The sequence below is a fragment of the Streptomyces sp. NBC_00425 genome (assembly GCF_036030735.1).
Taxonomy (GTDB): domain Bacteria; phylum Actinomycetota; class Actinomycetes; order Streptomycetales; family Streptomycetaceae; genus Streptomyces.
Genome location: NZ_CP107928.1, coordinates 3,314,039 through 3,328,141, shown reverse-complemented (window position 1 = coordinate 3,328,141; position 14,103 = coordinate 3,314,039). Strand labels below are relative to the sequence as shown.

Sequence of the window (14,103 nt, the reverse complement as noted above, 5' to 3'; positions counted from 1 at the left end):
ATTTTTGGTTTGTCGTGCCGTCCGTCGAGGCCGGTGGGGGGAGTGTGTCGGCCGGACGGTGATTTCGTGAGGCGGGTGGTACTCGGGCGGGTCAGTGGAGCAGACTGCCCTGGAGCTCGGCGCGAAGGTCGGGCGTGAGGACCGCGCCCGCTCGGTCGACGAGCAGCGCCATCTCGTAGCCCACGAGGCCGATGTCGCACTCGGGGTGCGCGAGCACGGCGAGGGACGAGCCGTCCGAGACGGACATGAGGAAGAGGAAGCCTCGCTCCATCTCGACGACCGTCTGCGCCACGTTGCCGCCCTCGAAGATCCGGGAGGCCCCGGCCGTCAGGGAGGTCAGCCCCGAAGCGACGGCCGCCAGCTGGTCGGCGCGGTCGCGGGGGAAGCCCTCGGACATGGCGAGCAGGAGCCCGTCGGCGGACACCACGACGGTGTGGGACACCCCAGGGGTGTTGTCCACGAAGTTGGTGATCAACCAGTTCAGGTTCTGTGCTGCCTGGCTCATCTGGCTCAACTAACGCTCCTGCTGGTGAGTGGGGCTCGGGAAACTGCCGGTCGAGCCGTTGCCGGCCTGACGACCCTGCGCGATGCCCCGACGGAGATTGGTCAGCCGGCCGCGTACGTCGTCAGGCGAACGCGAGACCTGCGGACCGGTCTGGTGCTGTTGCTGCTGAGCCGTGCCCGGGACGAGGTTCGCCCTGGGCACCCGGCGCGGCAGACCGGAGGTGGTGACGCCGCCCGCGGCAGGCTGCCTGACGCGCTCGGCCTGGCGGACGAGTTCGTCGTTGGGCGAGGTCCGCCAGGAGGCGGGAGCGGTGGCCGGACGCTGCGGAGCGGCCGGGGCCTGCTGCTGTTCCGCCTGCGGAGCCGGGGACGGCTCCGCACCACCCGCCTGCTGACCGTGGAACCAGTTGGTCTCCAGCGTGTCGTACAGCGGGGTGCGGCCGTCGCCGGGACCCGAGGCCGGCGGCAGTGCCTCCGGCTCGGGACGCCCGGCCGGACGCTGCGGTACCGGCTGCTGCGCCGCTCCGTAGCCGTTCGGCTGTGCGACGGGGAACTGGCCGGTGGACGAGGGGTTCTGGCTGCCGGGCAGCGAGTGCTGGCCGGTGGCGGAGCCGTCGTGGCCGGGGGAGGCGAACCGGCCCGTGGAGCCGTTGTCGTAGCCCTGCGGGGCGAAGCGGTCCGGGGTAGCCGGAGCGTTCTGGCCGCCGGGGGCGCCGAAGACGTCGGAGCGGGTGTAGCCGTTGTCGCCCGGACGGCCGCTCGTGCCGGGGCGCTCGAACTGGCCAGCGTCCTGTCGGCCGCCGGTGCCCGGACGCTGGAACTGACCGCTGTCCTGCGGGTTGCCGACGGCCGGGAACTGGCCCGTGTTCTGCTGACCGTTCGCCGCGGTGCGGCCGAAGTCGGCGGGTCGGCCGAAGTCGGCGGGACGGCTGAAGTCGGCGGGACCGGACTGGCCCTGAGGCTGGTCGAGCCGCGGCACCGCGGGTATCTCGGCGGTGGCGCCGGGACCCTGCCGGTCGTCGATGCGCGGCATCCGCGAGGTCTGCGCGACGTCCGGCTCCTCGTGGCCGCGCGGGGCGTCCAGCGGGGTGCGCGGCACCGGCGGCCGGGCGTTCTCGTCGCCCCAGCTGGGCATGCGCGGCTGCGGGTTGCCACCCGGCAGCTCGGCGCGCGGACCACCGCGCGGCGGCAGCTGCGGCTGACGGCCGCGACCGCCCTGCTCGGCGTTGTTGGGGCGCTGCTGCGGCGGACGTCCGCCGAACATGTCCGGGCCCTGCGTGCTGCCGTTGGCCGCCTGCAGACCCTGCGGCGCGCCCGGCGCCTGGCCGCCGAAGCCGGCGCCGGCCGGGGCCGGACGGCCCTGCGGCGGTGCGGCCTGCGGCTGCTGGGGACCGCGCGGCGGCTGGCCGCCGGGGCGGCCACCGCCGTCCCGGCCGGGCAGCGCGGCCCGGGGACCCTGACCGCCGGCGAGAAGGCCGCCCGCGCCGGGACCGGAGCCGAGGGCGCCGCCCTGCGAGCCGTTCTGGCGACGCGCGGCGGCGACGCCGGCCGCGGCCTGTGCGGCGGCGGGACCGCCCGCGACGCTGCCCTGACCGGGCTTGGGCTGGGGCTTCTTGCCGCCCTGGGCGACGTCCACGGGCAGCATGACCAGCGCGGTCGTGCCGCCGGAGTCGGAGGGGCGCAGCTGGATGCGGATGCCGTGCCGCTGCGACAGACGACCGACCACGAACAGACCCATGCGGCGGGAGACCGACACGTCCACGGTGGGCGGCGAGGCGAGGCGCTCGTTGATCGCGGCGAGGTCCTCGGGCGAGAGGCCGATGCCGGTGTCGTGGATCTCGATCAGCACGCGGCCGTCGGGCAGCGCGTGACCGGTGACCTTGACCTTGGTCTGCGGGGAGGAGAACGAGGTGGCGTTCTCGAGCAGCTCGGCGAGCAGGTGCACGAGGTCGTTGACGACCCGGCCGGCCACTTCGGTGGTCGGCACCGAGGACAGTTCGATGCGCTCGTACTGCTCCACCTCGGAGGCGGCGGCGCGCAGCACGTCGACCAGCGGGACCGGACGGGTCCAGCGGCGGCCGGGCTCCTCACCCGCGAGGACGAGGAGGTTCTCACCGTTACGGCGCATGCGGGTCGCGAGGTGGTCGAGCTTGAAGAGCGAGGAGAGCTGGTCCGGGTCGGCCTCGCGGGACTCCAGTTCGGAGATGAGCGACAGCTGACGCTGGATGAGGCCCTGGGAGCGGCGCGAGAGGTTGGTGAACATCGCGTTGACGTTGCCCCGCAGGAGGGCCTGCTCGGCGGCGAGGCGGACGGCCTCGCGGTGCACGTCGTCGAAGGCCGCGGCCACCTGGCCGATCTCGTCCCGGGAGTGCACACCGACCGACTCCACGGACGTGTCGACGTCCTGCGGGTCGGACTCGGACAGCTGCTTGACCAGTTCGGGCAGCCGGTCCTGGGCGACCTTGGTGGCGGTCTCCTGCAGGCGGCGCAGCGAACGGATCATGGACCGGGCGACGACGAAGGCGCCGACCAGCGAGACACCGAGCACGAGCAGGATGAGCGCACCGGAGATGATCGCTTCGCGCTCGGACTCGGCGCGCAGCTCACGCGCCTTCTGCTCCATGTCCTCGAGCAGCGTGTGCTCGATGTTGGCCATCTGCGCGATCTTGGTCGAGCTGTCGTCGATCCAGTCCTGGTACGACCGCTTGTCCTGCGACTGCAGACCGGTGGTGGAGCTCAGGGCCCGGGTGGCGTAGGTGTCGGCTTCCTCGATGACCGGGTTGCCCCGCTCGATGGGCTGCAGCAGCTCCTCGGCGCCGTCGTCGCCGTAGATGCTGCGGAAGCTCGCGAGCTCGGAGTCCTGGTTCTCGAGGGCGGCCTCGGCGTACTGCCGGTCGTTCTCGGAGAGGTCGCCGTAGACGGTGTTGCTCACCGGCAGCGCCGCCGCGAGCACGGCGCGCTGGACGGAGGCGTACTCCTTGGCGGCGGAGAAGGCGGACAGCGCGCGGGTGCGCTGGATCATCTCCGGGTTGCTGGTGGCCTGCGCCATGTCCTGCGACAGGTCCAGCAGGCTGGTGATCAGGCGGTGGTAGGCCTCGACCGTCTGGGTGGAGTTCTTGGGCTCCGAGTAGGCGGTCGACCTGATCTTGGCCAGGTTGCCGAGGTCGCTGAGGAGACCCACGAGGCTGTCGCGGACACCCTGCAGGTTGCCGTCGGCGCTGGCGGCGTCGATCTCCTCCGAGGCGTCCTGGAAGGCGGTCACCGCCTTGTCGGTCTTGTCCCGGTAGCCCTTGACGCCGAAGTCGGTCGCCTTGCTGCCGTGCGACAGCGGACCGGCGGAGCGGTCGCGCTCGTTCTGCAGCTGGACGGCCAGCTCGGTGGCCTGCTTGGTCATGTCCGTCAGCAGCTTCATGTTGTCGAGCTGCTTGATGTCGTCCATCGACTGGTCGATGCGCAGCGCGCCCAGCGTGGTCGCGGCGACCACGGGCAGGGTCAGCAGCGCCACCAGACGCGTGGAGATGCGCCAGTTGCGCAGCGCCACCCGCGGGCCGGGACCGGGGGAACCGGCCGGCGGCTTGGCCGTCGGAGTCGGGGTGAAGGAACTCGGCGACGCGGACGAGCCGGGGCGCCCGGAGCGCTCACCGCCGTCGCCGGACTGGCCCGGGTTCTGGGCGTGCTGGGGCGAGGAACTGCCGGCATTGGGGCCAGTCCCGCCGTGCGGCTCCGGCTCCGCCGAAGCACTGCCATCCCTCTTGAAACGTCCCTGCACTAGCGTCGCAACCTCTGGACCAGGCGCCTTCCCGCGTGAACGGGAAAGACGGTGTCGGCGTGTCGGGGGGCGTCCTGAATTACGCCACCCTGATGGTCGTGAGTACCGGCGCTGGCTCCCCCTGTCTTGCCGCCACCGGGCGCGTTCTGCGCCCCCTGTGCGCCGGCTCGATCCCGCGGCGGTCCGAGGAATTCCAGCACAGTGCAGGATCTCCAACAAGGCCCGTTGGCCAGGCTGTGACATCCGTGACACGACGTGAGGGTGAAGTTACGGGATGTAGAAAGTGTTCATCCCTAAGGCGGACATAAGGGTGTGAACCCCAGGGGTGGCAGGGGTGTCCCAGTCGCCATGATCAGGAGCGGAATGAGTGCTTCAGGTGTCTTATGTCCGTTTCGTAGTGGTCACGCGAGGGCCCGAAATGACCGAAATACCACTGAACTCGTGAGCAAACTCACACGCTAATCATGCGACCTTCACGCGTTCGCCGGGAAGCGCATGTTTAGCCTGACGCTTTACAGGGATGGCACATCCGACAAACCGCGCCCGCGCGGGGGCCCTTGACGGCCTCTCCGGCGCCCCGAGACGACAGGGTCACGTACAACAGTGAAGACGACGACGATGTTCCACAAGATCGCCAACCCGAGGCGCACGACGCTGGCGCACCTCAAGGACGCCGACGAACTGCAGCTCCCGGAGCAGCAGGAGCACTCCGTCGATCTCCCTGCCCAGACTGCCAACCCCAAGCGCACCGTCCTCATGGAGGCGCCGCTCGCCGCCTCCGTCGCGGAGTAGATCCAGGGATCCAGGAGATCATCCCCGATCTCCGCGATCACATACGGGCGGCGGCCGCCGAATGCTCAAGCCGGCCGCCCACGGATGTCAAGGGCGTCCCCGGCCGGGGACGCCCTTCCGCGTTAGCCTGGACCGTCACACTCCAGCCAGCTCAGTCAAGGGGCCAACCAACCCGTGCGCATCGCCAGGTTCTCCATCGACGGCAACGTCGCCTTCGGCGCGGTCGAGGGGGCCGAGCCGGACGAGCTCGTCCTCGACATCATCAAGGGCATCCCGTTCGCGGACTTCGAGCTCTCCGGCACCAAGGTGCCGCTGAGCAAGGTCCGGCTCCTGCCGCCCGTGCTGCCCAACAAGATCGTCGCCTTCGGCCGCAACTACGCCGAGCACGCGCGCGAACTGGGCAACGAGGTCCCCGACGCCCCGTTCGCCTTCTTCAAGCCGTCCACCTCGGTGATCGGCCACGGCGACGACATCCAGTACCCGTCGTTCTCCGAGGAACTGCACCACGAGGCCGAGCTGGCGGTCGTCATCGGCCGGATGTGCCGAGAGGTCCCGCGCGAGCGCGTGGCGGACGTGATCTTCGGCTACACCTGCGCCAACGACGTCACCGCACGGGACGTCCAGCGGCGCGAGAAGCAGTGGGCGCGGGCCAAGGGCTTCGACACCTCCTGCCCGCTCGGCCCGTGGGTGGAGACCGGCCTGGACCTGGCGACCGCGTCCGACCTCACGATCCAGCTCACGGTGGACGGCGGGCAGCGCCAGCTCGGCCGCACCAGCGAGATGATCCACTCCATCGCGGATCTCATCGTCAACATCACCGAGGCCATGACGCTGCTCCCCGGCGACGTGATCCTCACGGGCACCCCGGCAGGGGTAGGCCCCCTGGCTGTCGGCGACGAGGTCGCCGTCACCATCGAAGGCATCGGCACTCTCACCAACAAGGTTGTCAAGCGTGGCTAGCGCACCCGGCTCTCCCGTACGCGTCCGTTTCTGTCCCTCGCCGACCGGTAACCCGCACGTGGGCCTGGTCCGCACCGCCCTGTTCAACTGGGCCTTCGCCAAGCACCATCAGGGCACCCTGGTCTTCCGCATCGAGGACACCGACGCGGCCCGCGACTCCGAGGACTCGTACAACCAGCTCCTGGACTCGATGCGCTGGCTCGGCTTCGACTGGGACGAGGGCCCCGAGGTCGGCGGCCCGCACGCGCCGTACCGCCAGTCCCAGCGCATGGACCTGTACAAGGAGGTCGCGCAGAAGCTCCTGGACGCCGGTCACGCGTACCACTGCTACTGCTCCCAGGAGGAGCTGGACACCCGCCGCGACGCCGCCCGCGCCGCCGGCCGTCCGTCCGGCTACGACGGCCACTGCCGCGACCTCACCGAGGCGCAGGTCGAGGAGTACCGCGCCCAGGGCCGTGCGCCGATCGTCCGCTTCCGCATGCCCGACGAGACGATCACCTTCACGGACCTGGTCCGCGGCGAGCTGACGTTCACCCCGGAGAACGTGCCCGACTACGGCATCGTCCGCGCGAACGGCGGCCCGCTGTACACGCTGGTCAACCCGGTCGACGACGCCCTGATGGAGATCACCCACGTCCTGCGCGGCGAGGACCTGCTCTCCTCCACGCCGCGCCAGGTCGCCCTCTACAAGGCGCTGGCCGAGCTGGGCATCGCGAAGTCCGTGCCCGCCTTCGGCCACCTGCCGTACGTGATGGGCGAGGGCAACAAGAAGCTCTCCAAGCGCGACCCGGAGTCGTCACTCAACCTCTACCGCGAGCGCGGCTTCCTCCCCGAGGGTCTGCTCAACTACCTCTCGCTGCTGGGCTGGTCGCTCTCGGCCGACCAGGACATCTTCACGATGGACGAGATGGTCGCCGCCTTCGACGTCACGGACGTCAACCCCAACCCGGCGCGCTTCGACCTCAAGAAGTGCGAGGCGATCAACGCCGATCACATCCGCCTGCTCGACGTGAAGGACTTCACCGAGCGCTGCGCCCCCTGGCTGAAGGCCCCGGTCGCCCCCTGGGCGCCGGAGGACTTCGACGAGGCGAAGTGGCAGGCGATCGCCCCGCACGCGCAGACCCGGCTCAAGGTCCTCTCGGAGATCACCGACAACGTCGACTTCCTCTTCCTCCCCGAGCCGGTCTCCGACGAGGCCTCCTGGGCGAAGGCGATGAAGGAGGGCAGCGACGCGCTGCTCACCACGGCCCGCGAGAAGCTGGAGTCGGCCGACTGGACCTCCGCCGAGTCCCTGAAGGAGGCCGTCCTGGCCGCCGGCGAGGCCCACGGCCTCAAGCTCGGCAAGGCGCAGGCGCCCGTCCGCGTCGCCGTCACCGGCCGCACGGTCGGCCTGCCCCTCTTCGAGTCGCTGGAAGTCCTCGGCAAGGAGAAGACGCTGGCCCGCATCGACGCGGCCCTGGCGAAGCTCGCGGCGTGACGCCCGGGCGCACGTGAGGGGCGGCACCCGGTGATCCGGGTGCCGCCCCTCGGGCGTTCACTCCTCAGACGGCGTCGCTCTCGTCGACGAGGTAGGCGAACTCGTCGAAGATCTCGAGCACGACGGCCCCCGCGACCACGTACTCGAACCTCACTCCGGGGGCCGCGTACGCCCTGCGGAAGTGTTCGCCGGCACCCAGCGGTGCGGTTGCGTTCTTGCGGAAGGGATCACGCGCCAGTATCCGCACGGCCCTGTCCAACACGGCTCGCCGTGTGCCGGGCGCGGCGTCGTAGGCGGCCCGGGCCTCGACGGTGAACTGAACGCGGTACTCGGTCATATCCGGAGTGTGTCAGCCCGCGATACCGTCGGGACCATGAGTATTCGCGCCGTGGTCTGGGACGTTGACGACACTCTCTTCGACTACACGACCGCCGACCGCGAGGGCATGCGGGCGTACCTCACCACCGAGCGGCTGCTCGACCGGTTCGGCACGGCGGAGGAGGCCCTCGCGCGCTGGCGGGAGGTGACCGACCAGCAGTGGGCGCGGTTCTCCGCGGGCGGCGTCACCTTCGAGGACCAGCGCCGGGACCGGGTACGGGCGTTCCTGGAGCGGCCCGAGCTGACCGACGCGGAGACGGACGCCTGGTTCCGCCGGTACATCACGCACTACGAGGCCGCATGGTCCCTCTTCCCGGACGTTCTGCCCGTGCTCGACGCGCTCGCCGCGAGCCACCGTCACGCGGTGCTGTCCAACTCGAGCATCCACGTCCAGGACCACAAGCTGCGCGCCCTCGGCGTGTACGACCGTTTCGAGGTCGTCCTGTGCGCCGCGGAGCTGGGCGTCTCCAAGCCCGAGGCCGGCGCCTTCCTCGCCGCCTGCGAGGCCCTGTCGCTGCCCCCGCACCAGGTCGCCTACGTCGGGGACCACCCCGAGATCGACGGACGGGGCGCCGCCGACGCCGGACTGCTCTCGGTGTGGATCGACCGTTACGGCGGCACGGCGACGGTGGAGCTCCCCGCCGGGCGGCACCGGATCGCCTCCCTCGCCGAACTCCCCGCGATCCTCGGCGCGGATACCCGTTTTGGAGCGCAGTCCACCTTCGGGTAATGTTCTTCCTGCGCCGCCGGAGAGCGGGCTGAAAGGCCGGGCACCGAAGGCGCAAGCTAGAACAAGATCCCCGCAGGGGCTTGCGTTCCAGTGGCCTATGGTGTAATTGGCAGCACGACTGATTCTGGTTCAGTTAGTCTAGGTTCGAGTCCTGGTAGGCCAGCTCGCAGAGCTCATCTGCAAAGCCCCCGTTGTGTAGCGGCCTAGCACGCTGCCCTCTCAAGGCAGTAGCGCCGGTTCGAATCCGGTCGGGGGTACAGATCCTTCCCAGGAAGGCAGTCCGGGTCGCACCCGCTGTCTCTCATGCAGGATCGCTAGGGCCCCCGTTGTGTAGCGGCCTAGCACGCCGCCCTCTCAAGGCGGTAGCGCCGGTTCGAATCCGGTCGGGGGTACGATTCACGTTGAATCACCTTGGTCTATGGTGTAATTGGCAACACTACGGTTTCTGGTACCGTCATTCTAGGTTCGAGTCCTGGTAGACCAGCTCTGATCTGCGGAAACGCAAGATCTAGGCCCCCGTTGTGTAGCGGCCTAGCACGCCGCCCTCTCAAGGCGGTAGCGCCGGTTCGAATCCGGTCGGGGGTACCACACAAAGGCCCTTCGCTTCGGCGGAGGGCCTTTGGCGTATGCCGGCCGCGAGAGCGTCGCTCACTCGAAGCCGTACCGCCGCGCCGACTCCTCCTCCTGCGCCAGCCGGTGCAGCGCCTGCAGCATCGGCTCGACGAGGATCGCCCCCAGCACCGCCGTCTCGATCCGCTCCGCCTCCGACTCCCGCGTCTCCACGAAGTCCAGGTCCAGGACCGCGGCCTCATGCATCAACCCTGCGTAGGAGAAGAGCAGTTCGGGGTCCCAGTCGTAACCGAGGCGACGCAGCGCCGCCACCGAGACCACCAGTGACCGGTACGCCGGGGAGATCGTCGTCAGCAGGCGGGCGTTGGCCCAGCCCAGCGTGCGCAGAAGGTCGTCCACCTCCTGGTGGGCGGCGCGGACGTGGTCGTCCTCGGTGTCCGGCTCGGGGACCTGGGGCAGCGCCCACAGGGCGGCGCCGAGGCGGATCGTGCGGCCCAGGGAGTCGTCGTCCACATGCCCGAGCACTTCGCGGACCGTGGCCACCGGCAGCCGGCCCACCTGGATCATGGCGCGCACCAGCCGCAGACGGCGCAGGTGCTCCTCGTCGTACTCGGCGGTCGTCGCGTTGCGCCGCCGACCGGGCGGCAACAGGCCCTCACGCAGGTAGTACTTGATCGTCGCCGTCGCGACTCCGCTGCGCTCGCTCAACTCGGCCAGTCGCATCCCTTGCGCACCTCCTTGGACAGCGTCACTATCCAAGCATGTCCGAAGCCACCCGTACCACCGCCGACGCACGAGGCGACGTCGTCGTTCTGCTCATCGGGATGCGTGTCAACCGGTTCTGGGCCGTGCACCAGTGGGTGCCGGTGATGCTGGCGATGTTCAGGATGCTCGCCGAGCTGAAGAAGGACCCGGGCCGCGGGCTCCTCTCCCGGGTCATGCTGACGGCCTCGCCGCGGACGTACTACGTCGTCCAGTACTGGGAGTCCAAGGAGAAGCTCTACGCCTACGCGAGCGCGCCCGACGCGTTCCACCACCGGGTGTGGGCCAGGCTCAACCGCATGGAGCGGGAGGGGAAGGTGCGCGGGCGCGTGGGGATCTGGCACGAGACGTACGTCGTGCCGGAGGGGTCGTACGAGGCGGTCTACGGCGATATGCCGGCGTTCGGCCTGGCGGCCGCGCACGGGCAGATTCCGCTGGAGCGGCGGGGGCGGTACGCGAAGGACCGCTTCTCGTACCGGTCCGCGCCGTAGGGGGAGCGACCCGCGATGCATTCGGGCGCGTCCGCACGGTCCCGCGTCCGCACGGTGACGGCCTTGCCGGACGGGAAAGGGCTGCCGCGGCGTTGAGGCCGCCCTTTTCCGCGCGGTGTCAGCCGGTGCGGCGCAGGGCCTCCGACAGGCGGGCCGCCGCGTCGATGACCGCCTGGGCGTGCATACGGCCCGGGTGGCGCGTCAGGCGCTCGATGGGGCCCGAGACGGACACGGCGGCCACCACACGGTTGGAGGGGCCGCGGACCGGCGCGGAGACGGACGCGACGCCCGGCTCGCGCTCGCCGATGGACTGGGCCCAGCCGCGGCGCCGCACGCCGGACAGGGCCGTCGCCGTGAAACGGGCGCCCTGGAGGCCGCGGTGCAGGCGCTCCGGCTCCTCCCAGGCCATCAGGATCTGGGCCGAGGAGCCCGCCTTCATCGTGAGCGTGGAGCCGACCGGCACCGTGTCCCGAAGACCGGACAGGCGTTCCGCCGCGGCCACGCAGATGCGCATGTCGCCCTGGCGGCGGTAGAGCTGCGCGCTCTCGCCCGTGATGTCCCGCAGATGCGTGAGCACGGGGCCGGCGGTGGCCAGCAGGCGGTCCTCGCCGGCGGCCGCGGCCAGCTCGGCGAGTCGGGGGCCGAGGATGAAACGGCCCTGCATGTCGCGCGCGACCATACGGTGGTGTTCCAAAGCCACGGCCAGACGGTGGGCCGTGGGTCGTGCGAGTCCGGTGGCGGCGACCAAGCCTGCGAGGGTGGCCGGACCGGACTCCAGAGCGCTCAGGACAAGGGCTGCCTTGTCCAGGACGCCGACGCCGCTACTGTTGTCCATGAAACGATACTCCCGTCTCACTCTGTGAAACGCAAGTTCATTTTTCCGTGAGACGCGCAACCCTTGGACGCATGGTGGCCCGCGGACCAACGGGCCAGGCGGCGGGTGCCCGGGGAAACAGGGGCCGGTGGGCGTCGCCTCCACAAGATCTCTAGTTGGGCCGGTGCGTCATTGCCGGCCGGAGGGAAAGCGATGGGTAGGACACTCGCGGAGAAGGTCTGGGACGACCACGTCGTCCGGCGCGCCGAGGGCGAGCCCGACCTCCTCTTCATCGATCTGCACCTCCTGCACGAGGTGACCAGCCCGCAGGCCTTCGACGGACTGCGGCAGAACGGCCGCCCGGTGCGCCGTCTCGACCTCACCATCGCGACCGAGGACCACAACACCCCGACCCTCGACATCGACAAGCCGATCGCGGACCCGGTCTCCCGGGCCCAGCTGGAGACGCTGCGCAAGAACTGCGCCGACTTCGGCGTCCGGCTGCACCCGCTGGGCGACGTCGAGCAGGGCGTCGTGCACGTCGTCGGCCCGCAGCTGGGTCTGACCCAGCCCGGTATGACGGTCGTCTGCGGCGACTCCCACACCTCCACGCACGGCGCCTTCGGCGGCCTGGCGTTCGGCATCGGCACCTCGCAGGTCGAGCACGTGCTGGCCACCCAGACGCTTCCGATGGCCCGCCCGAAGACGATGGCGATCACCGTCGACGGCGAGCTGCCCGACGGAGTCACCGCCAAGGACCTGATCCTGGCGATCATCGCGCGCATCGGCACCGGCGGCGGTCAGGGCTATGTCCTGGAGTACCGCGGCTCCGCCATCGAGAAGCTCTCGATGGAAGCCCGCATGACCATCTGCAACATGTCGATCGAGGCCGGCGCCCGCGCGGGCATGATCGCGCCCGACCGGACCACCTTCGACTACCTCGAGGGTCGCCCGCACGCCCCGAAGGGCGAGGACTGGGACGCGGCCGTCGCGTACTGGGAGACGCTGAGGACGGACGACGACGCCGAGTTCGACGCCGAGGTGGTCATCGACGCCACCGCCCTCTCGCCGTTCGTCACCTGGGGCACCAACCCCGGCCAGGGCGCGCCGCTTTCGGCCCACGTCCCCGACCCTGCTTCGTACGAAGACGCTTCGGAGCGCCTCGCCGCCGAAAAGGCCCTGGAATACATGGGGTTGGAGGCAGGACAGCCGCTGCGCTCCATCAAGGTGGACACCGTCTTCGTAGGTTCCTGCACCAACGGCCGCATCGAGGACCTGCGTGCCGCCGCCTCGATCGTCGAGGGCCGCAAAGTCGCCGACGGCGTACGGATGCTGGTCGTCCCGGGCTCCGCGCGCGTCGGTCTGCAGGCCGTCTCCGAGGGCCTGGACCTGGTCTTCAAGGAGGCCGGCGCCGAATGGCGGCACGCGGGCTGCTCGATGTGCCTCGGCATGAACCCCGACCAGCTGGCCCCGGGGGAGCGCTCGGCGTCCACCTCCAACCGCAACTTCGAGGGCCGGCAGGGCAAGGGGGGCCGGACGCACCTGGTGTCGCCGCAGGTCGCGGCCGCCACGGCCGTCCTGGGCCACCTGGCCTCCCCGGCCGACCTGTCCGACGCCGAGACCCGTACGCCCGCTGGAGTCTGATCAGTCATGGAAGCATTCGTCTCGCACACCGGCCGGGCCGTCCCGCTGCGCCGCTCCAACGTCGACACCGACCAGATCATCCCTGCTCACTGGCTCAAGAAGGTCACCAGGGACGGGTTCGAGGACGGGCTGTTCGAGGCCTGGCGCAAGGACCCGGAGTTCATCCTCAACCGGCCCGAGCGCCAGGGCGCCAGCGTGCTGGTCGCCGGCCCCGACTTCGGCACCGGCTCCTCCCGTGAGCACGCCGTCTGGGCACTGCAGAACTACGGCTTCAAGACCGTGATCTCGTCCCGCTTCGCCGACATCTTCCGGGGCAACTCGCTGAAGAACGGCCTGCTCACGGTGGTGATCGAGCAGAAGATCGTCGACGCGCTGTGGGAGCTCACGGAGAAGGACCCGCAGGCCGAGATCACCGTCGACCTCGAGGCCCGCGAAGTGCGCGCCGAGGGGATCACCGCGGCCTTCGAGCTCGACGAGAACGCCCGTTGGCGCCTGCTGAACGGGCTGGACGACATCTCCATCACCCTGCAGAACGAGGGTGACATCGCCGCCTACGAGGCCAAGCGCCCCTCGTACAAGCCGAGGACGCTCGAGGTCTGACCTTGGGGCCCCCGGGCCCCCGAGGCGGCCCCGGCCGGGTCGAGTTTCGGCCACCGCGACACCCCCTCCGTACCCCCGATCGGTCCGATCGGGGGTACGGCTGTGTCCGGACCCGTTCGGCCCCAGACGTCTTCGCCGTTCCTGCCAACTTCCCACGTTAGAGCGGTTGTTGCCGGGGTACGCGCCCTGTGTGGACGCGACCGCCGACAGGGCGCGGAGGGCCGTTCGAGGCGGCAGTTGCCCCCTGAGCGGGCGACAACTCGCCCCAGATGGCACAATCTGTGCATGGAACACGACGGCCAACTCGAGCTCTATACGGCGGTCGCGAACCAGCTCAAGGAAGCGCACACAAGAGTGCGCGCACTGCAAGTCCCGGAGGGCGTACGGATGGCGCTGACCCGGAAGCTGCTGGTCATCACGGCCGCGGCCAAGCACGATCTCGCCGACGCGACAAGGCGACTGGAGCGGTTCATGGCGGACCTCGACGAGGGGCGAACGCCCGAAGAGGGGTGCTGATCGCTTCCGGAGCAGCCGATTTCGTTGCGGCACAAGGGTGATTAGCCCGTTTCGTGTTTGATTTGCGGTATATATCTGCCTAACGTGCGAAAAAGC

13 protein-coding genes and 5 tRNA genes are annotated in these 14,103 nt (G+C 70.1%); 13 read left to right on the top strand and 5 right to left on the bottom strand.

Going from position 1 to position 14,103, the window contains the following annotated elements; translation table 11 throughout:
• Window positions 1-91: 91 nt before the first annotated feature.
• Entirely contained in the window at window positions 92-505 is a 414-nt protein-coding gene (locus OHS82_RS13925; protein WP_003973453.1) for a roadblock/LC7 domain-containing protein, read from the bottom strand.
• A gap of 9 nt (window positions 506-514) precedes the next feature.
• Window positions 515-4,273 (bottom strand): sensor histidine kinase, encoded by a 3,759-nt coding sequence (locus tag OHS82_RS13920; protein WP_057580473.1) that lies wholly within the window; start codon window positions 4,271-4,273, stop codon window positions 515-517.
• Window positions 4,274-4,876: 603 nt separating this feature from the next.
• Here OHS82_RS13920 and OHS82_RS13915 point away from each other — a divergent pair.
• The 3 genes from OHS82_RS13915 (at window position 4,877) to gltX (ending at window position 7,502) form a co-directional block, all read left to right on the top strand.
• A complete protein-coding gene (locus tag OHS82_RS13915) occupies window positions 4,877-5,065 on the top strand; it encodes a hypothetical protein (protein ID WP_057580474.1) in 189 nt (62 codons plus the stop codon).
• 174 nt (window positions 5,066-5,239) lie between these two features.
• Window positions 5,240-6,025 (top strand): fumarylacetoacetate hydrolase family protein, encoded by a 786-nt coding sequence (locus tag OHS82_RS13910; protein ID WP_328433938.1) that lies wholly within the window; start codon window positions 5,240-5,242, stop codon window positions 6,023-6,025.
• Window positions 6,018-7,502 carry a glutamate--tRNA ligase gene (gltX, locus tag OHS82_RS13905; RefSeq protein WP_328433937.1) on the top strand — a complete coding sequence of 495 codons (1,485 nt, stop codon included), beginning with the start codon at window positions 6,018-6,020 and terminating at the stop codon, window positions 7,500-7,502. Before OHS82_RS13910 ends, gltX begins: the two co-directional genes overlap by 8 nt.
• Before the next feature lie 64 nt (window positions 7,503-7,566).
• Here gltX and OHS82_RS13900 read toward each other — a convergent pair whose 3' ends face one another.
• Window positions 7,567-7,839, bottom strand: a complete 273-nt coding sequence (locus tag OHS82_RS13900) for a hypothetical protein (RefSeq protein ID WP_328433936.1) — start codon at window positions 7,837-7,839, stop codon at window positions 7,567-7,569.
• A 36-nt stretch (window positions 7,840-7,875) separates the two neighbouring features.
• Here OHS82_RS13900 and OHS82_RS13895 point away from each other — a divergent pair, with 36 nt between their 5' ends.
• From OHS82_RS13895 to OHS82_RS13870, 6 genes are all read left to right on the top strand, one after another.
• The gene (locus tag OHS82_RS13895) at window positions 7,876-8,610 is read left to right on the top strand and encodes an HAD family hydrolase (protein WP_057580477.1); all 735 of its coding nucleotides are present in this window, start codon (window positions 7,876-7,878) and stop codon (window positions 8,608-8,610) included.
• A gap of 91 nt (window positions 8,611-8,701) precedes the next feature.
• Window positions 8,702-8,773 (top strand) — tRNA-Gln (locus OHS82_RS13890).
• A 21-nt stretch (window positions 8,774-8,794) separates the two neighbouring features.
• A tRNA-Glu gene (locus OHS82_RS13885) sits at window positions 8,795-8,867 on the top strand.
• A gap of 62 nt (window positions 8,868-8,929) precedes the next feature.
• Window positions 8,930-9,002: transfer RNA gene (locus tag OHS82_RS13880), tRNA-Glu, on the top strand.
• Between the two features lie 20 nt (window positions 9,003-9,022).
• Window positions 9,023-9,094, top strand: a tRNA-Gln gene (locus OHS82_RS13875).
• A gap of 28 nt (window positions 9,095-9,122) precedes the next feature.
• Window positions 9,123-9,198 (top strand) — tRNA-Glu (locus OHS82_RS13870).
• Between the two features lie 60 nt (window positions 9,199-9,258).
• Here the strand turns inward: OHS82_RS13870 and OHS82_RS13865 are convergent.
• Complete coding sequence (locus OHS82_RS13865; RefSeq protein WP_057580478.1) at window positions 9,259-9,903, bottom strand: MerR family transcriptional regulator; 645 nt, start codon at window positions 9,901-9,903, stop codon at window positions 9,259-9,261.
• Window positions 9,904-9,941: 38 nt separating this feature from the next.
• Between OHS82_RS13865 and OHS82_RS13860 the strand changes: the two genes are divergently transcribed.
• The gene (locus tag OHS82_RS13860) at window positions 9,942-10,433 is read left to right on the top strand and encodes a DUF4188 domain-containing protein (RefSeq protein WP_057580479.1); all 492 of its coding nucleotides are present in this window, start codon (window positions 9,942-9,944) and stop codon (window positions 10,431-10,433) included.
• A gap of 118 nt (window positions 10,434-10,551) precedes the next feature.
• Here OHS82_RS13860 and ndgR read toward each other — a convergent pair whose 3' ends face one another.
• The gene (gene ndgR / locus OHS82_RS13855) at window positions 10,552-11,268 is read right to left on the bottom strand and encodes an IclR family transcriptional regulator NdgR (protein WP_007384919.1); all 717 of its coding nucleotides are present in this window, start codon (window positions 11,266-11,268) and stop codon (window positions 10,552-10,554) included.
• Window positions 11,269-11,460: 192 nt separating this feature from the next.
• Between ndgR and leuC the strand changes: the two genes are divergently transcribed.
• The 3 genes from leuC (at window position 11,461) to OHS82_RS13840 (ending at window position 14,007) form a co-directional block, all read left to right on the top strand.
• Window positions 11,461-12,891, top strand: coding sequence for a 3-isopropylmalate dehydratase large subunit (leuC, locus tag OHS82_RS13850; protein WP_057580480.1), 1,431 nt, complete (start codon window positions 11,461-11,463; stop codon window positions 12,889-12,891).
• A gap of 6 nt (window positions 12,892-12,897) precedes the next feature.
• Window positions 12,898-13,491: a 3-isopropylmalate dehydratase small subunit gene (gene leuD, locus OHS82_RS13845; protein ID WP_057580481.1), complete on the top strand. Its 594-nt coding sequence runs from the start codon at window positions 12,898-12,900 to the stop codon at window positions 13,489-13,491.
• Between the two features lie 285 nt (window positions 13,492-13,776).
• Window positions 13,777-14,007: a hypothetical protein gene (locus tag OHS82_RS13840; RefSeq protein ID WP_057580482.1), complete on the top strand. Its 231-nt coding sequence runs from the start codon at window positions 13,777-13,779 to the stop codon at window positions 14,005-14,007.
• Window positions 14,008-14,103: the final 96 nt, after the last annotated feature.